The 17,626-nt window shown below is 58.1% G+C and carries 17 protein-coding genes and 2 pseudogenes; 6 read left to right on the top strand and 13 right to left on the bottom strand.

The genetic code is table 11. The features are described from left to right. Nucleotides 1–58: 58 nt before the first annotated feature. The gene (locus IB250_RS18145; protein WP_192345115.1) at nucleotides 59–1,009 is read left to right on the top strand and encodes a response regulator; all 951 of its coding nucleotides are present in this window, start codon (nucleotides 59–61) and stop codon (nucleotides 1,007–1,009) included. Nucleotides 1,010–1,210: 201 nt separating this feature from the next. Beyond that, nucleotides 1,211–2,107: a peptidoglycan DD-metalloendopeptidase family protein gene (locus IB250_RS18140; RefSeq protein ID WP_192345114.1), complete on the top strand. Its 897-nt coding sequence runs from the start codon at nucleotides 1,211–1,213 to the stop codon at nucleotides 2,105–2,107. Nucleotides 2,108–2,221: 114 nt separating this feature from the next. Here the strand turns inward: IB250_RS18140 and IB250_RS18135 are convergent, their stop codons facing one another. The 3 genes from IB250_RS18135 to phoB form a co-directional block, all read right to left on the bottom strand. Then, nucleotides 2,222–3,562, bottom strand: a complete 1,341-nt coding sequence (locus IB250_RS18135) for a hemolysin family protein (protein WP_192345113.1) — start codon at nucleotides 3,560–3,562, stop codon at nucleotides 2,222–2,224. Nucleotides 3,563–3,685: 123 nt separating this feature from the next. Beyond that, nucleotides 3,686–4,972 (bottom strand): phosphate regulon sensor histidine kinase PhoR, encoded by a 1,287-nt coding sequence (gene phoR, locus IB250_RS18130; RefSeq protein WP_263864805.1) that lies wholly within the window; start codon nucleotides 4,970–4,972, stop codon nucleotides 3,686–3,688. Between the two features lie 74 nt (nucleotides 4,973–5,046). Beyond that, nucleotides 5,047–5,736 (bottom strand): phosphate regulon transcriptional regulator PhoB, encoded by a 690-nt coding sequence (gene phoB / locus IB250_RS18125; protein ID WP_046045002.1) that lies wholly within the window; start codon nucleotides 5,734–5,736, stop codon nucleotides 5,047–5,049. Nucleotides 5,737–5,888: 152 nt separating this feature from the next. Here phoB and IB250_RS18120 point away from each other — a divergent pair, with 152 nt between their 5' ends. After that, a complete protein-coding gene (locus IB250_RS18120) occupies nucleotides 5,889–6,266 on the top strand; it encodes a hypothetical protein (RefSeq protein WP_192345111.1) in 378 nt (125 codons plus the stop codon). A gap of 57 nt (nucleotides 6,267–6,323) precedes the next feature. On the opposite strand, the gene ubiA is transcribed toward IB250_RS18120, so the two are convergent. After that, a complete protein-coding gene (gene ubiA, locus IB250_RS18115) occupies nucleotides 6,324–7,214 on the bottom strand; it encodes a 4-hydroxybenzoate octaprenyltransferase (protein WP_192345110.1) in 891 nt (296 codons plus the stop codon). After that, entirely contained in the window at nucleotides 7,214–7,777 is a 564-nt protein-coding gene (locus IB250_RS18110; protein ID WP_192345109.1) for a chorismate--pyruvate lyase family protein, read from the bottom strand. The genes ubiA and IB250_RS18110 overlap by 1 nt, the downstream gene beginning before the upstream one ends. 200 nt (nucleotides 7,778–7,977) lie before the next feature. On the opposite strand from IB250_RS18110, the gene IB250_RS18105 reads away from it, so the two are divergent. The 3 genes from IB250_RS18105 to IB250_RS18095 all read left to right on the top strand — a co-directional run bounded on the left by IB250_RS18105 (nucleotide 7,978) and on the right by IB250_RS18095 (nucleotide 9,781). Further along, nucleotides 7,978–8,145: a rubredoxin gene (locus IB250_RS18105; RefSeq protein ID WP_007896465.1), complete on the top strand. Its 168-nt coding sequence runs from the start codon at nucleotides 7,978–7,980 to the stop codon at nucleotides 8,143–8,145. A gap of 19 nt (nucleotides 8,146–8,164) precedes the next feature. Continuing rightward, the gene (locus IB250_RS18100; protein ID WP_192345108.1) at nucleotides 8,165–9,313 is read left to right on the top strand and encodes an NAD(P)/FAD-dependent oxidoreductase; all 1,149 of its coding nucleotides are present in this window, start codon (nucleotides 8,165–8,167) and stop codon (nucleotides 9,311–9,313) included. A gap of 192 nt (nucleotides 9,314–9,505) precedes the next feature. Continuing rightward, entirely contained in the window at nucleotides 9,506–9,781 is a 276-nt protein-coding gene (locus tag IB250_RS18095; protein ID WP_003213368.1) for an HU family DNA-binding protein, read from the top strand. 88 nt (nucleotides 9,782–9,869) lie between these two features. On the opposite strand, the gene IB250_RS18090 is transcribed toward IB250_RS18095, so the two are convergent. From IB250_RS18090 to IB250_RS18060, 8 genes and pseudogenes are all read right to left on the bottom strand, one after another. Further along, complete coding sequence (locus tag IB250_RS18090; RefSeq protein ID WP_192345107.1) at nucleotides 9,870–10,265, bottom strand: DUF6124 family protein; 396 nt, start codon at nucleotides 10,263–10,265, stop codon at nucleotides 9,870–9,872. Between the two features lie 467 nt (nucleotides 10,266–10,732). After that, complete coding sequence (locus IB250_RS18085; RefSeq protein WP_192345106.1) at nucleotides 10,733–11,191, bottom strand: hypothetical protein; 459 nt, start codon at nucleotides 11,189–11,191, stop codon at nucleotides 10,733–10,735. A 223-nt stretch (nucleotides 11,192–11,414) separates the two neighbouring features. Beyond that, complete coding sequence (locus tag IB250_RS18080) at nucleotides 11,415–11,720, bottom strand: hypothetical protein (RefSeq protein ID WP_192345105.1); 306 nt, start codon at nucleotides 11,718–11,720, stop codon at nucleotides 11,415–11,417. A gap of 9 nt (nucleotides 11,721–11,729) precedes the next feature. Continuing rightward, nucleotides 11,730–11,879, bottom strand: a pseudogene (locus IB250_RS29070) (HNH endonuclease); the annotation flags it as partial. A gap of 234 nt (nucleotides 11,880–12,113) precedes the next feature. Further along, nucleotides 12,114–12,503 (bottom strand): annotated as a pseudogene (locus IB250_RS28720) (RHS repeat-associated core domain-containing protein); the annotation flags it as partial. Nucleotides 12,504–12,506: 3 nt separating this feature from the next. Next, nucleotides 12,507–12,821: a hypothetical protein gene (locus IB250_RS18070; protein WP_192345104.1), complete on the bottom strand. Its 315-nt coding sequence runs from the start codon at nucleotides 12,819–12,821 to the stop codon at nucleotides 12,507–12,509. A 15-nt stretch (nucleotides 12,822–12,836) separates the two neighbouring features. Further along, a complete protein-coding gene (locus IB250_RS18065) occupies nucleotides 12,837–17,177 on the bottom strand; it encodes an RHS repeat-associated core domain-containing protein (RefSeq protein ID WP_225603609.1) in 4,341 nt (1,446 codons plus the stop codon). A gap of 12 nt (nucleotides 17,178–17,189) precedes the next feature. Beyond that, nucleotides 17,190–17,624 carry a DcrB-related protein gene (locus IB250_RS18060; protein ID WP_008007718.1) on the bottom strand — a complete coding sequence of 145 codons (435 nt, stop codon included), beginning with the start codon at nucleotides 17,622–17,624 and terminating at the stop codon, nucleotides 17,190–17,192. Between the last annotated feature and the right edge of the window lie 2 nt (nucleotides 17,625–17,626).

The raw sequence follows: 17,626 nt of genomic DNA, 5'->3' as shown, positions 1-17,626 counted from the left end.
TTTGGCAAAGTGCCATCAGCCAGCGTTATGCTTGCCGGGATTTTTAAAGGGGTGTTGGATGAGCAAGATCAGTGTGTTGGTCGTGGACGATGCGTCGTTCATTCGTGACCTGGTGAAGAAGTGCCTGCGCAACTACTTCCCGGGGATCCGGACCGAAGATGCCGTCAACGGCAAAAAGGCCCAGGCCATGCTGGCCAAGGAGGCGTTCGACCTGGTTCTGTGCGACTGGGAAATGCCGGAAATGTCCGGTCTGGAACTGCTGACCTGGTGCCGCGAGCAGGACAACCTCAAGACCATGCCGTTCGTGATGGTCACCAGCCGTGGCGACAAAGAGAACGTCGTCCAGGCGATTCAGGCCGGGGTTTCCGGCTACGTCAGCAAGCCGTTCACCAACGAGCAACTGCTGACCAAGGTCAAGCAGGCACTGAACAAGGTCGGCAAGCTCGACACTTTGATGAACAGTGCGCCGACCAAGATGAACTCGGCATTCGGCAACGACTCCCTCAGCGCGCTCACGGGTGGCAAGGCAGCCGTGGTCACGCCATCGGCGGCACCGGTCAATCCATTCGCCAAACCAGTCGCCGCCGCGCCAGCCCCGGCCGCCGCACCGTCTCGCGGCTTGCTTAACAGCCCGCCGATCAAGGCGCCTGCTGCCTCCGCAGCATCAGCCGGCGGTCGTGGCCAAGGCCAACTGCGCCTGCCAAGCGGCACCCAGCAATGTGTGATCAAGGCCTTGAGCATCAAGGAAGCGCTGCTGGTGGTGAAACGCACCGACACGCTGCCGCAAGTCCTCGACAGCGCCGTGCTCGACCTGGAGCAGGGCGATAACGCTGAAATCGCCCGCCTCAACGGCTACCTGCACGCCATCGTCGCCTTCGAGCCGAAACCTGACAGCGAATGGCTGCAACTGACTTTCCGCTTTGTCGACCAGGATGCGCAGAAGCTCGACTACATCTCCCGCCTGATCGCCCGTGGCACCGCGCAGAAGCATTTCGTGCCGGGTGCGTAACGTGTACCGCTGATCGTTCCCACGCTCCGCGTGGGAATGCCTCCTCGGACGCTCCGCGTTCGCTTCGGATGGGACGCAGAGCGTCCCTTGCTGCATTCCCACGCAGAGCGTGGGAACGATCATTTGAAACATCTGTTGACTACGCTGGTCCATTTCAGCTGCTAGGCTCCTTTCCAGGCCTTACTCGACAGAATCTTGCCCATGCTCGCGCGCCTGCTGTTTTTCTGTGGTCTGTTCATGGCCTCCACCTCGGCTGTGGCCATGACGATTTACCGCTCCACCGACGCCAGTGGCGTGGTCTCTTACAGCGACCGCCCCACCAAAGGCGCGAAGGTGTTCGTTTTTCGCGACCGGATGGTCGAGCGCCTTGAGCGGCAGGTGTACCTCGATATCAAGAAGCAGAGGGGCATGGACAGTGTGTTCGTGCGCAACGATCTGTATGCGCCCGTCGAGATCGAGCTGAGTTTTTCCGGGCTGAATAATGTCAGCGGCGCGCCAAGCCGACCGATTCGTCGGGTCATGCCGGCACGTAGCAGCATTCGCCTTGCGCTGCTCAAGGCGACGAAGGCCGGAAGGCCGCTGGCGTATACCCCGAAGTTCGAATATTCACTGGGCGACCCTGCAGGGGCAGCCATGGCCTATCGATATCCATTGCCTTGGCGTGGCGGGCCGTTTCGGCTGAGTCAGGGCGCCAATGGCCAATACAGCCACTATGGGCCGAAGAACCGTTATGCGATGGATATCGCCATGCCCGAAGGCACGCCGATCATCGCGGCGCGCGGCGGGATGGTGGTGAAAACCGAGAATGGCCAGACCGGGCGCGGCAACGATCCGTCGGGCAATTTCGTGCGGGTACTGCACGATGACGGGACCATGGGCGTGTACCTGCACCTCAAGAAAGGTTCGCTCAGCGTGCGGGAAGGTCAGCGCGTGGTGGTGGGCAGTGCGCTGGCGCTGTCGGGCAATACCGGCAACAGCAGTGGCCCGCACCTGCACTTCGTGGTGCAGCGCAATACCGGGTTGGGGTTGGTATCGATTCCGTACCAGTTCAATCAACCGGTAGGCGCGTTGCCCAACTTTGCGTTGGGCAAGCAGTGATGGGTTGCCTGACCCAACGCCATCGCGGGCAAGCCCGCTCCCACAGGCCCTGCGCAAGTCCTTGTGGGAGCGGGCTTGCCCGCGAAGGGATCGACGCGGATCTGAATCAGTGCATCAATCCAGCATCAACACCTTCGCCAAAATGATCTTCGGCCCTTTCATCTTCTTGATGATGATCCGCAAGCCTTCGACTTCCAGCACTTCTTCCTCTTCCGGCACCCGTTTCAGGGTTTCGTAGACCAGCCCGGCGAGGGTTTCCGCTTCGATGTGGTCCAGGTCGATGCCCAGCAGGCGTTCCACCTTGAACAGCGGCGTATCGCCCCGCACCAGCAGCTTGCCGGGTTGATACGCGAGGATCCCGCGTTCGGCCTTGCGGTGTTCGTCCTGAATGTCGCCCACCAGCACTTCCAGCACGTCTTCCATGGTCAGGTAGCCGATGATGTTGCCGTCGGCTTCCTCGACCACAGCGAAATGCGAACCGCCCTTGCGGAATTGCTCCAACAACTGCGACAGCGGCATGTGGCGCGACACGCGCTCCAGCGGCCGGGTCAGTTCGGCGAGGTTGAACGACTCGGGAATGTGATCCAGCGCGGCCAGTTCCAGCAGCAAATCCTTGATGTGCAGCAGGCCGACGAACTCCTGGCGCTCGCTGTCATACACCGGGTAGCGGCTGAACTTGTGGCGACGGAACATCGCCAGAATTTCCTTGAGCGGCGCGTTGAACTCCAGTGTCACCAGGTCTTCCCGGGAGTTGGCCCAGTCGACCACTTCCAGCTCGCCCATTTCCACCGCCGAGGCCAAAACGCGCATGCCTTGGTCGCTCGGGTCCTGGCCACGGCTGGAGTGCAGGATCAGTTTCAGTTCTTCGCGGCTGTAATGGTGCTCATGGTGCGGGCCGGGTTCACCCTGGCCGGCGATGCGCAGGATTTGGTTGGCGCTGGCGTTGAGCAGGTAGATGGCCGGGTACATGGCCCAGTAGAACAGGTACAGCGGCACCGCCGTCCAGAGCGACAACAGCTCGGGTTTGCGGATGGCCCAGGATTTCGGGGCCAGTTCGCCGACCACGATGTGCAGGTACGAAATGATGAAGAACGCCGTGAAGAACGAAACTGCCTTCACCACCTCAGCGGAATCCACGCCCACGGCACTCAGTACGGGTGCCAGAAGGTGCGCGAACGCAGGTTCGCCGACCCAGCCCAGACCCAGCGAGGCGAGGGTGATACCCAATTGGCAGGCCGAGAGATAAGCATCGAGCTGACTGTGCACGGTGCGCAGGATATGCCCTCGCCAACCGTTCTTTTCAGCGATGGCTTCGACGCGGGTCGAGCGCAATTTGACCATGGCAAACTCTGCCGCAACGAAAAAGCCGTTGAGCAAAACCAGGATCAGAGCAAAAAGAATCATGCCGAAATCGGCGAATATTGTTGCGAGGGTCAAGCCAGGGGAAGGGTCCATGATGGAGTTTTGCGGGTTCCGTGTATTCGAAAGGAAAGAAAAAAGTGCGCCTGAAGGGCAGGCACAAGTCAGCCAATGTAGCGGCTGACTCTTGGCTTGCCTAGTGGCGAGTGCTGGCCGGTATCAATCGGCGGCACTGATGACGCGGGATTTTGTCACTTGGGCTGGCGCAAAATGGCAGGTAAACGTGCTGCCGTGGCCCGGCACACTGCTGATCTCCATACGTGCCCGATGGCGCAGCAATACATGTTTGACGATGGCCAGCCCCAGCCCGGTACCGCCGGTGTTGGAGTTGCGGCTGGAATCGACGCGATAGAAGCGTTCAGTCAGGCGCGGCAAGTGTTTGCTGTCGATGCCAATCCCTGAATCCTGCACGCTCAGGTGTGCGCCTTGATCGTCACCCCACCAGCGAATGCGGATATTGCCCTCGGCCGGTGTGTACTTCACTGCGTTGAACACCAGGTTGGAAAACGCGCTACGCAATTCTGCTTCGCTACCCTTGAGCAGAATCGTCGGATCGGCTTCCAGGGAGATGTGCTGATTGAGTTGACCGGACAGTTGCTGAGCGTCGCTCTTGATCGATTGCAGCAGGCTGTCGATGGACACCGGTTGGTTGTCCGACGGGTAGTCGGTGGCTTCGAGTTTGGCCAGCAGCAGCAAATCGTTAAGCAACGTCTGCATGCGTCCGCCTTGCTGCTGCATCTGCTGCAGGGCACGGGTCCAGCGCGGGTTCACTTCCTCGACGTTGTCGAGCAGGGTTTCCAGGTAGCCGCAGATCACCGTCAACGGTGTGCGCAGTTCGTGGGACACGTTGGCGATGAAGTCTTTACGCATCTGTTCCAGCTGATGGATGCGCGTCACGTCGCGCACCAGCATCAAGTGTTCGTTGTTGCCATAACGGGTGATGTACAGCTGAATGCGCAGGCGATCATTGATCGGCGAAGGAATTTCCAGCGGTTCGGCGTAGCTGTCCTGCTCGAAGTATTCCTTGAAGCGCGGATGGCGCACCAGATTGGTCACGGGCTGGCCACTGTCCTGTGGGGTCTTGAGGCCAAGCAGGGTTTCGGCGGCGCGGTTCCACCATTCCAGGTTGCCATCGCTGTCGAGCATGATTACCGCATCTTTAAGCGCAGCGGTGGATTCCTGGACCCGGTCGATCACCGCTTGCAAGCGCCCGCGCACTCGTTGGTCGCGGCGTTGCAGGTGGTAAATGCTGTCGAACACTTCGCCCCACAGGCCATAGCCATCGGGCGGTGCTTCATCGGGTTTGTGCAGGCGTAGCCATTCGTGCAAACGCAGCAGTTGCTTGAGGGTCCAGGCCAGATAAAGGCCCAGGCCCACGGCGAGGCTCCAGCCGTAGAAGCCGGTGATCAGGCCGATCACCAGGCAGGCGGTGACCAGCAACAGCATGTGGCGAATCAGGGTGCCATGCCAGTTTTGGTTCACGGAAAAATGCGTCCTTGTCAGCGAGTCTGGCGGTCGGCTCAGGCCTTGGTGGAAAACCGGTAACCGGTGCCGCGCACGGTTTGTACCAGATTTTCGTAAGCATCGCCGAGGGCTTTGCGCAGGCGACGGATGTGCACATCGACGGTGCGCTCTTCGACATAGACATTGCCGCCCCAGACCTGATCCAGCAACTGGCCGCGAGTGTAGGCACGTTCCTGGTGGGTCATGAAAAATTGCAGCAAACGGTATTCGGTCGGGCCCATCTCGGCGGGTTTGCCGTCGATGGTCACGCGGTGGCTGATCGGGTCCAGCAGCAGGCCGCCGACTTCGATCGGCGTCTCGCCATCGGTTGGCCCGGCACGGCGCAGCACGGCCTTCAGGCGCGCAACCAGCTCACGTGGGGAGAAAGGCTTGGTGATGTAGTCATCGGCGCCGACTTCCAGGCCCTGGATCTTGTTGTCCTCTTCGCCCTTGGCGGTGAGCATGATGATCGGGATGTCCCCGGTCAGCTCATCGCGCTTGAGGCGTCGGGCCAGCTCGATGCCGGACGTGCCGGGCAGCATCCAGTCGAGCAGGATCAGGTCCGGCTTGCGGTCGACAATGATGGCGTGAGCCTGCTGCGAGTTCTCAGCCTCCATGCAGTCATAGCCGGCCATCTCCAACGCAACGGCGATCATTTCGCGAATGGGCGCTTCGTCGTCGACGATCAGAATGCTCCTGCCAACCATGCCTTAATCCTCTTGTCATTTAACTGTCTTGCGCCGCATTAGATAACGGAATTATTGCAGTCGTGTGACAGTATTTTAGCCGTCCTGCGATTGGCGTGATCCTGAACTAAGCTCTAAGTCCGAATCCTGACAACCACAAGAGGAAGGTTTCCATGAATCACATTGCTCAATCCTGGAAGGCCCTGCTGGTCACGGCTGCGCTAACGCTGCCGTCCCTGGCCTTTGCCGCCGAACCGGCCATGATGAAGGACGGCATGATGGTCGACCACAAGGGTATGACCGTTTACACGTTCGACAAGGACACTGGCGGTAAGTCGATGTGTAATGCCGAGTGCGCCAAGATGTGGCCACCGATGATGGCTCCAGCGGGCGCCAAGGCCGAAGGTGAATGGACGATCATCAAGCGTGATGACGGCACGATGCAGTGGGCTTATGACGGCAAGCCGATGTACACCTACAAAATGGACATGAAGCCTGGCGATATGAAGGGCGAAGGTTACAAGGATATGTGGCACATGCCGAAGCACTGACCCGTGTAATCCGCTCCTCGGACCTGGTCACGGGGAGCGGATCTGCCCTCATTACCTTCAGTGCAACGCGTAATCCAGCACAATCCCCACGAAAATCGCCAACCCGGCCCAATGATTGTGCAAAAACGCCTGGAAGCAGCGCATCCGGTCCTTGCTGCGGGTGTACCAGAACTCCCACGCAAAACAACCCGCCGCCGCCAGCAATCCAAGGTGGAACCAGCCGCCGAGCTGGAATTTCGAACCCGCCAAAAGCAAACACCCCAGTGCCAATCCTTGCAGGGTCAGAATGATCGCCCTGTCGGCGTCGCCAAACAGAATCGCCGTCGATTTCACCCCGATTTTCAGATCGTCGTCGCGGTCGGTCATGGCGTAATAGGTGTCGTAGCCAACGGTCCACAACAAGTTGGCGATCCACAATAACCAGGCCGCCGCCGGCAATTCACCGGTTTCGGCTGTGAATGCCATCGGCATGCCCCAGGAAAACGCCGCGCCTAGCACCACTTGCGGGTAGTAGGTGTAGCGCTTCATAAATGGATAACTGAACGCCAGGGCCAAACCGCCCAGCGACAGCCACATGGTCTTCGCGTTAGTACACAGCACCAGCAAAAAGCTCACGCCCATTAGCACCGCAAAGAACACCAGGGCTTCTTTGGAGCTGATCTTGCCGCTTACCAGTGGCCGCTGTTCGGTGCGTTTCACGTGGCCGTCGACCTTACGGTCCGCCCAATCGTTGATCACGCAACCGCCGGCACGGGTCAGTACCACGCCGAGCACGAAAATCACGATATTGGCCAATGAAGGCGAACCTTCACCGGCAATCCAGAGTGCCCACAGCGTTGGCCACAGCAGCAGATAAATGCCGATCGGCTTGTCCATGCGGGTCAGCTGAATGAAATCCCAGGCCCGTGGGTTCAAGCGATTCAGGGACTTGAGCAGGCTCTGGTACATCAGCAATTCTCCGGATGGGCGCGGGCGGCGTTCCATAAGGTCGGCAGGAAGATCTCGGCCACCAGCACGCTCAAGGCGCCGCGGTCGAAACGCGAGCGCCGGCCCCATAATTCAGGCGCCTGAGCATCCATCGGTAGCCATGCCTGAGGATAGTGACAAACCTCAATGGCCCGGCGCTGAAATGCCTGATCACAAAACAGCAATTCGCCCAGCGAACGGCTGCCCAATTCATCCATATGCAACCCGTCGCCCTGCAACGCGCTACGCGCTGCCACGCTGCGGGCAAACACCCAGGCTTCACCGTGCCCGCGCAGATACACCTCGCGCACCCAGCCTTCACTGCCTTCGGCCAGCTCCAGCGCGGCACATTCATCGGCGCGCAGCGGTTGCCAGCCTTCGAACAGCGGCGTGACGCTGAAGCCATCATTAGACAGACGGATCAGGCGCCGGGTCAGCGATCCTTCATCGAACAACCAATCGAGCGTAGACGTGTCGGGGAGGGGCGTCAGTTGGCTTCGAGAGAGCCAGAGCGGCGTCGGGGAGGGGAATTTTGAGTGCGGCACAGTGAGTCATTATTGGCAGCAAATGAGGCGGCGAGCTTACCATGTCAGACGACGCTTTTGATTGAACCGGCCTGCCGTTGCGCCGAACAGGCTTGCATCTGCCGGGCGCGATCAGTACAAAACGCCCTGAGCCGGACGGCAGCGCTCCACCTATCGACCGTTCGCGCCGGCAAAAGCCTGAATCCCGAGGAAATACCTGAATGAAAAAGTGGCAATGTGTGGTCTGCGGCCTGATCTATAACGAAGCCGAGGGCTGGCCGGACGACGGTATTGCGGCGGGCACACCGTGGCAGGACGTGCCGGAAGACTGGCTGTGCCCGGACTGCGGCGTGGGCAAGATGGATTTCGAAATGATTGAAATCAACTAAGACAAGCAAGGAGCAAGGAATGAACGCACCTGTCGTGATCGTCGGCACTGGGCTGGCTGGCTACAACCTGGCCCGGGAGTTTCGCAAACTCGATGGCGAAACCCCGCTGCTGCTGATTACCGCAGATGATGGGCGCTCCTACTCCAAGCCGATGCTCTCCACCGGCTTCGGCAAGAATAAAGACGCCGACGGCCTGAGCATGGCCGAACCGGGCGCCATGGCCGAGCAATTGAAGGCCGAAGTGCGCACCCACACGCGCATCAGCGGTATCGATCCAGGCCACAAACGCCTGTGGATTGGTGAAGAGGCGGTGATCTACCGCGACCTGATCCTGGCCTGGGGCGCGGAAACCGTGCGGGTGCCGATCGAAGGCGACGCGGCCGAAGCCGTTTTCCCGATCAACGACCTTGAAGACTACGCACGTTTTCGCGCGGCCGCGGCCGGCAAGCGCCGGGTGTTGCTACTGGGCGCCGGTTTGATCGGCTGCGAATTCGCCAACGACCTGATGCTCGGTGGTTACGAGGTGCAACTGGTTGCACCGTGCGAGCAGGTCATGCCGACCTTGCTGCACCCGGCGGCGGCCGCTGCGGTCCAGGCCGGGCTAGAAGGCTTGGGCGCGCGCTTCCACCTCGGGCCGGTGCTCAATCGCTTGCAGCGAGTGGCGGACGGCCTGGAAGCGCACCTGTCCGACGGCCAGGTCATCCCTTGCGATGTGGTGGTGTCGGCCATCGGTCTGCGTCCGCGCATTGACCTGGCGGCCGCTGCCGGGCTGCAGGTCAATCGCGGCGTGGTGGTGGACCGTCACCTGAAAACCTCTCACGCCAACATTTACGCCCTGGGCGACTGCGCCGAGGTCGACGGGCTGAATCTGTTGTACGTCATGCCCCTCATGAGCTGTGCGAGAGCGCTGGCCCAGACCCTCGCCGGAAACCCTACGGCGGTGAGTTATGGCCCGATGCCGATCACCGTGAAAACACCGGTCTGCCCATTGGTGGTTTCGCCACCACCGCGGGGCGCGGAAGGCGTCTGGACGGTCGAAGGGCAGGGCGCGGACATCAAGGTGCTGTGCCGCGACAGCGCCGGCCAATTACTGGGCTATGCCCTGACAGGCGCGGCGGTGATGGAAAAACTCGCCCTGAACAAAGAGCTTCCCGCCTTGCTGGCGTAAATAGCGGTCGTTCTGTCGGAATCACCCCGCTTTTGCCCCCACAAAGGTCGCGGGGAGACTGGCGCCGCTCTAAAGCGCGTGCCATTCTCACTCCCGTCTGCCGCAGAGTAGAGCACCTGCGGCGCCTTAGGCGCTGTTCCAACGAGAACAGCACGGACATAACAACAAAAAACCGTCAAAGGGGCTTCACTAATGCGTAAACCAGAACTCGCCGCTGCAATTGCGGAAAAAGCAGACCTCACCAAAGAACAGGCCAACCGCGTCCTCAACGCCGTTCTCGAAGAAATCACCGGCGCTCTGCACCGCAAAGACAGCGTCACGCTGGTGGGCTTCGGCACCTTCCTGCAACGCCATCGCGGTGCCCGTACGGGCAAAAACCCGCAGACCGGTGAGCCAGTCAAAATCAAGGCCAGCAACACTGTTGCGTTCAAGCCAGGCAAGTCGTTGAAAGACAGCGTTAATCCGTAACACGCACCGACTTCCCGCATAGCGGGTGAGCGGGATAAAAAATGGGCACGCCAACGAGGTTGGGTGCCCATTTTTTCTGTCTGGCGGATCAGCCGACTCGGCTTTGTTTCCTGGCAAGAATCGCTGCTATTTCCGGCTCATTCAGGTGGTCCAGCGCTCGCTCCACCAACAAATGCACCCCATCGGCCAAGCGGCTGAGCGACAGGGCTACGGAGCGGCGTGAACCGTCCACGTCGTCGGCGAGGTCGGCGGCGATGGCGCTGATGGACAAGATATCTTCCGAGGCATTGGCGAGGAGGGCTTCAGTGTTGATGCCCGGGCAGACGCTGAAGAGTTGGCCTTTGCGTTTCGGTGGCTTTGGTTCGGCTGGCGGGAAGTGGTGGTCGAGGGCGCGTTCGGTGGCGTCGTTGAGTTTTTTTGAATCGGGGCTTTCGTATGGGGAGACCGGATCGGTGTCCGGTGGGTTGGGTGTAACTTTAAACATGATCTTCAATTCCTTGAGTGATGCTGACACCACTTCGCCGACTAAACGAAGGGGTGGCAGCTGTACGCAGGTTAGTCGGACCGGGGAATTGAAGAAGCCGGCGCACCCGAAGGTGCCCTACGCACAGCTACCATCAAATGCAGGTAGGAAATACCTGTCTGACGGGCGCTTGTACAACTTCAATTACCAGCGGGCGACTAAACCCGACCACTGACGATCAGTGACCCGAATCAAGTTACCGACCGGCCCCAAAGCGCACAAGCCGGCGGATTCTGGCGTAGCTGTAGGCAACGACGCAAGGTGTTGTAGCTTGCAGGAAGTAACCTTGAGGCGTTTTAAACAAGTGCGGGCAGGCACTAGAGCGTTTTGGGTCCTCAGGCACGGAGTTGAGTGAACCTTGAGTAAAGAACGCAGGTATCAGAGAAAATTCGCCTCGCCATTTTTTGGATCAATCTCTTGACGCGGGGCTACTGCCAAGAGGAAAAGTCAGAAATATATATTTCATTTAGAATCAAATCCATAGGTATGTCCTTAATGCTATCGGCTATCTCATCATAAGGAGCGGGTAATACATAGGAAAATCCAAAGTCATCATCGATAATTACTGAGCCATTAAAAACCCGTTGGCGCTTGGTAAGTTTTTTTATTTGGCCAAAAGACATTCCTGTAGAAAGTACATCTCTGTAAAGTCCTTGGTAATGTACATTGCAGCCAATTGAGAATATTGTTCCATCAGAAAGAGTTGCTATAGTGATGGTATTATTTACTACATAAGCCACCCTCGTTTCACCGTCTGGTAGGTTATAGTTTTTTATCTTGATACTATACGTTCTATATAATTCATCGATATAGCTGGAGATGTTTCCCCCTAATATGATGTTTGCTATGGAGTGCTTGGGTTTTATATCTGCTGTGAAGTCAATCATATTTAAGTTCCACCATTCATGAGAGTGCCATTAACATAAGCTGGAGAGTCTTTTGTTAGGTCGAACCGCCCCATATCCGGATCATAAAGCCGGAGCGTGTTGAGTGCAGCCAGGTCTCTCGGTAGAAGAACTTATTCCCGTTTTTTATCCAAACATGCATGTTATGGTTTTCGCTAAAAAGTAAAGCCGGAAGTTGTTTAGCTCTTCCGGCTCCTTTTCTAATCTAGTCTAGAAAGTCATCGTTTTCCAAATAATAAGTAACTGCTTTCAGTAGTTCTTCTTTGCTGGCGTTTGGATGATGTTCTGTTTTATTTTCAATGATCGCTTTGAGTATTGGAGACTCAAGAAATGTTCCGCATTTGTCATCGAACTCCATTTCTTCGTCGTCATTTTCTGCAAGGTAATATTTTTTATTTAGGATGTCGTTTTTTGACTCCAAATCAAAATCAGTATCCACATATAACCAGCCGACATTGGGTAGGTCATTACATTTTTGCAGAAGTTCGTCAAAGCCATTAATGGTTATCATAAGTACTCCTTATTTTCGACATTTCGTACCGCCGCCCCATTTATTTCGACCGCCTTTACCATCAGGGTGGTAGATTTTATGATACGTTTTATGATCATTGAAGTCGGCTAGCTGTAATGAGCCTGGTTTGTTTCCATGATGCCAAGTCATATTGGCTGGGGAGGTTCCTCTGAACGTCCCATTCGGTCGTGGTTGCACATGCTCTACAGTGCCAGGGTATTTAGTTTGCATTTGACGTTTAAAGTCCGGATCTGTTTGCATTCGTTTGTAAACAGATTCATTTGCGCGGCTAAAGTGCTCTGCGTCAGTCATTTTGTATTCGGACGCGTTCAGTGAGTGCTCATGGAATACATGATATTTCCCTAGGTCGCGAGATCCTTCACCATTGTATAGCCCAAGCGGATCTATCCAGGTCAGGGGGTTTGGGGCATAACTGTAAAAATTCAGTCCTCCCGCCAACCCAATCGGATCCGGCGTAGTAAACCGCCCCACATCCGGATCATAAAACCGGAACGTGTTGTAGTGCAGCCCAATCTCCCGATCCAGGTATTGGCCCTGAAACCTCAGGTTCTGCTCTTCGATGTAGTACGGTTCGCGGACCTCTTTAACGGTATTGCCCCAGACCCGATAAGTGGCCTGCCAGACGGTGTGGCCGTCGGTTTCCGAGAGTAGTTCGGGGAGGCCGTTGAGGTCGTTGTGGTAGTAGCGGATTTTTTGCAGCGGGCCGGTGCCGTCGACGCGGGCCAGGGGTTCGTAGTATTCGTCCTCGTATAGAAAAAGGCTGATTTAATCGCAATAAATGTATAAGTTCAAATTTTCATCGTAGGTTTTATTTAGGAACTTGATTAAGTTGTTCAACTCGCCTGAATTTGGTTTTCCGGTTTTCATTGCGTTTTCAATTTCAATTATCAGAGGTTTTATTTCGCCAAAAAGTATGCTGGTGTCGGAGTAGTAATCGGAAAATTTATGTATTTTCGGGAAGTCTTTTTTGGGTTTTGCGATGCTCAGCAGAATATCGTGTGCGTTTTCACTCAGAGAAAATACGGAGGTTTTTTCATTGATGCTTTTTTGACTTTCTGAAGCCATAAAATCGAGTGGCATAGGGGTACCTAGTTTTTAGGACGGGAAGGCTGTTACCACTTCGCCGTGTTTATTGAGGATAACAGTCATTTTATTTTGATGCTCAACGATGCCGGTTTGCTTGTTGGTGCGAGATCCAACGGGTTTTCCGAAATCATATTCGTATTTTGTATTGCCCTGCTTATCTTTCTGATAAGTCTCTGTGCCTCGTTTAATTGTTTTGTTCACCATGCGTTTCAATTTTTGCTCGTTGCCGACAGTAAACTTGCTCTTATGCGACCAGCGTGAGCCCGGAGTTCTAAAGTGACGCTCGTAAACATGTTTCCAACCTTTCTTTGTCCATTTCGGTCCGCTGCCACAAGACTTGAGTCCAAGCGGGTCTATCCACCCAAATGGATTGAGTACATATTGATATAGATTGATTCCCCCGGCCAACCCAATCGGATCCGGCGTCGTAAACCGCCCCACATCCGGATCATAAAACCTGAACGTATTGAAATGCAGCCCCGTCTCCCGGTCCAGGTACTGACCCTGAAACCGCAGGTTCTGCTCTTCAATGTAATACGGCTCACGCACCTCTTCTAACGTGTTGCCCCACACCCGATAAGTCGCCTGCCAGACGTTGTGGCCGTCCGCTTCGGTGAGTTGTTCCGGCAGGCCGTTGAGGTCGTTGTGGTAATAGCGGATTTTTTGCAGCGGGCCTGTCCCGTCAACCCGGGCGAGGGGTTCGTAACCTTCGTCTTCGTAGAGGTAGAGGCTGGTCTGTTGATGGCGATGTTCCTGCAATAAGCGCAGGCCGTCCCAGGTGAAGCGGGTTTCTCCCAGTGGATAACCGTTGCTGTCGTGCTCGGTTTTTTCGATGCGTCGGCCCAGCGGGTCGTAGGTCATTCTGAGCACGCTGCCGTTGTCATTGCGCACTTCAATCAACCGGCTTTCGGCGTCGTAGGCAAAGCGTTGCAGGCCCCATTTAGCGCTGCGTTTTTCGATCATCCGGCCAAACGCGTCATATCGATAACGCTTGTCCTGATAGGTCAGCAGTTTGTTGTGCACCACCAACCCGGTGCCGGGTTGCGGGCCGTCCAGCAGGTTGGCGGCGGCGTCGTAGGCGAAGGTTTCGCGCTGGCCGTGCAGGCTGTCCTGGCTGGCGATGATGCGGCCGGTGGCGTCGTAGTGCAGCAGTTGGCGGTGTTGCGCAGCGGGTTGTTGGTCGAGTTTACCGATCAGGTTGTCGGCGGGGTCGTACTCGAAATGTTTCTGCACGGCGGCCGGCATCAGCGAGGGTTGGCTGGTGTGTCGGCGTTGGCGTGAGCGTAAACGGCCGCTGCGGTCGTATTCGCTGCGGGTGCTGATCTGGCCTTGGGTGCGCAGCACTTCGCGGTGCAGGCGGTCGCGTTCGAAGTCGCTGATGACCTGGCCGTCGAGGTTGATCTGATGCAGGTGGCCGCTGCCGTAGTAGAGGCGATTGAGCCAGCGGCCGTCGGGCAGTTGGGTCTGGATCAGGTTGCCGAGTTCGTCGTAGTGGTGGTGCAGGCTGCCGGCTGCGCTTTGTTCTGCGAGCAACTGGCCGAGGGCGTCGTAGGCGAAGCTCAGGGTTTGTGCGTTGCTGTGGTGGTCGGTGAAGGTGACGGCAGTGAGCTGGTCCAATGGGTCGTAGGTGTAGTCGGTGCGGCCATCGTCGGTGATTTTGGCGATCAGCCGGCCGACGGCGTCGCGTTCCAGTCGATGAACGATGGGGGCCAGAGGCGTCTCGGGGACGATGGCCAAACCGTTGCCGAAAGGCGCCGGAACAGCCGTCACCGCCGAGACGTTATCCAGCAGGTCATAGGTGTAGCGCTTGGCGCTGCCATCCAGATCCTGTTGTTCGGTCAGCCGATCGCCGGCATCCCAGGCAAACCGATAACTTTCGCCGTTCTCATTGATCAGAGTTTGCAGCCGCCCGTAGCTGTCGTACCCGAATTGCACCTGTCGGCCGTGGGCGTCGGTGCGCTGGCGCACCTGGCCGCGGCGGTTGTGTTGATAGAGCGTGGTGTGCCCGGCCGGATCGGTATAACCGGTCAACTGGCCGCTGACGTCGCGCTGATACTGCTCGGTGCGCCCGTCCGGCAATTGGCTGCTGAGCAATCGTCCCTGGGCGTCGTAGCTGAACTGGGTGCGTTCGCCGAGGGCGTCGGTGATGGTCTGCAGATAGCCTCGGTGGTCGTGGCTGAACCGCGTCGGGTAACCCGAGCAATCAATGTGTTCGACCAGTTGGCCGAACGGGTTCCAGTGCAGTTTCTTGCTTTTGCCAGTGGCGTCGATGATCTCGACGACCTGGCCGTGGGTGTCGTAGCGGTAGCGGGTGATGTGGCCCAGCGGATCGGTTTCGGCGATGCAGTTGCCGCGCTGATCGTAGCGATACTGCCAGCTGTTGCCGGCGGCGTCGGTGTCCACCAGCGGCAAAGCCCAGAGTTCAAGCCATAGGGTCGACTCGCTGCGTCCCAGAGGGTCGGTTTCGCCGATCAGGTTGCCGGCCTCGTCGTAGCTGTATTCATAGCGACCGCCCTGTGGGTCGGTGGCGTTGAGCAACTGGCGCTCGTCGTTCCATTCGAACTGCCAGGTCTGGCCGAGGTTGTCGGTGTATTCGGTGATCTGGTGCTGGCTGTTCCAGCGCCGCGTACTGACGCGTTGCAAGCTATCGGTGATGCGCGTGACACCGGTGCCGAGGTCATAGTCGAACCGGTAAGCGTCGCCCTCGTCGGTCCAGTGCCGGACCACGCGCCATTCCAGGTCTTCAATCAGCGCCCATTCATAGAAGCAGCGCAGCCCGGTGGGCAACTGGTGCTCGACCATTCGCCGTCCGGCGTCGTAGCTGAAGCGCCGTTGTACCTGGTCGGTGGCGTCGCGCACTTCGGCCAGATCGCCCGCTGCGTCGTAGCCATAGCTGGCGAGTACTTCGCGGTGTTGGTCGGGGTACAGGCGTTCAACCCGAGCCACGCGTTCGCGTTCGCGAATCAGCTCGACCTGCACCAGATCGAAGGTGTCGCGCAGTCGCACCAAGCGTCCGGTTTCGTCATAGTCGAGATGGATGCGGTTGTCATTGCGGTCGCCCAATTGATCAAGGCGTAGCAGCGCTGTATTGCCCGGCGTCGGATTGAACAAGCGGTACACACCGTCATCGCTTTCAATCAACAACTGCCCATTAACGTGGCGTCGAACACTCAGCCCTTCGCCCGCACTGAACACCGCGCCGCCCAAAGGGATCGAACCCATGTCGATGCGCCGGCCCTGTTCATCGATGTAGACCAGCGTTTCGCCACCCTCGGGGTGAGGCAGGATTTCCACCCGCACCTCGTAGGACACACTCCAACCCGCGCCAAACATCCCGTCGCGTCGCTCGTCACGGCTGTTGTAGAAGCGTTGCCAATCCATCGGCAAGATGCCGGGCAACACGAAATCCAGCTCTTCATCGCCCCCCAGCACCTTGGCCCCGGTCGCCGCATGCACCGGGTTCGACGAGCCCATGGCGGCGTTGGCCAGGGCGCCCATCGCGCTGCTGACGGCCATCGACGTCGCGCCACCGATCAGCATGCACGGCAATTTGCTGAAGAACTTACCCTTGCCACCCTTGAGCATCAGCAACGCAGTGACTGCCAGCCCTACGCCCGGGGTCTTGCCGCTGCGGATCTCACGTACCACCACCGAACCGCCGCCAATGGTCACGTTGGAGGAGATCAGCCCGGACGACACCACCTTGGCATCGCAGGTGCTGCGGTCGCCGCTGCGCACGGCGGGCTGGCCGTTGATGGTGACCTTGTCCGAGCCCTCGGCCATAAACTGCGGCGGCATTGGCGGATGCTTCATGCAGACGAGCAGGTCCAGCGGCTTGGGCACCGCGCCTGGCGCCGGGGTGGCAACGGTGGGGCGCCACATCTGGGAGAAGAAGCTTTCGGCCATGTCCAGGTAGCTGGCTTCGGCTTCCGGCTCGGGCATTTCCAGCTCGGTGCCGGCCGGCGCGACATGGGATGGGATCGCTCCGGCGGCGCGGGCGGCGGGAATGTTGTTGGTGAGGGTGTTGGTGGAGCCGGTGAGAATGTTCGCCTGCACCGTGGGTGGAAACAGCGCGTTGCTGAAGCTCTCGCACAGGTTACTCAAGCCTTTGTCGGCCCCGGTCTTGCTCATGGCAAGGCCGACGATCGTGCCCACCACCAGGCCGAGTACGAAGCACCCCAACCCGCCAGTGACGACGGTGATGCCGGTGGCCGCCACCACGGCAGCGGTGGCCAGCGCAGTGATCGCGATGTTGGCCGCGACCTCGAGCACGCCGCCGAGGATGTCGGCCATCATCGAGGTGTGATCGAGCGCGTCGCCCAGTCGGGCGGCCCAGAGTGCATCAGACATGCAAGGTGCTCATCAGGCCGGAACGTCGAACAACAGCGAACTCTTGATGGTCGCCCAATGCGCGGCTTCGGCATCGCCAAGTTTCTCGGCCTTCACGTAGCTCAGGGCGAGCATCTTGCGGGTGCCGGGCAACACCAGTGCCAACTGGTATTGGAAGACTTTGTCGTTGCCCTTGTTGAACTGGCTGCGCAACTCGATGCCTTCGACTTCCTGGCTGGCCCCCAGACGCACGGCAACGCCCGGTTGAAAACGCAAGTCTTGCACTTGTTTTTCCAGGCGCTTGAGCTGGTCGTCGAAGTTGCTTTGCAGGGTTTCGCCCTCGGCCAGCAAGCTGCGGCTGACAATCAGCGAAGTGCCCAGTTCAGGAAACTTGAGGATGTTGATCGACGCGTCTTGCAGTTCGCCTGCCGGCAGTTGGAACTGGAATTCATTGATTCGGTAAGTCATGG

The organism is Pseudomonas sp. PDM09 (assembly GCF_014852305.1).
Classification (GTDB): domain Bacteria; phylum Pseudomonadota; class Gammaproteobacteria; order Pseudomonadales; family Pseudomonadaceae; genus Aquipseudomonas.
The sequence above is the reverse complement of the archived record's forward strand: the minus strand, read 5'-3'. Positions and strand labels throughout refer to the sequence as shown.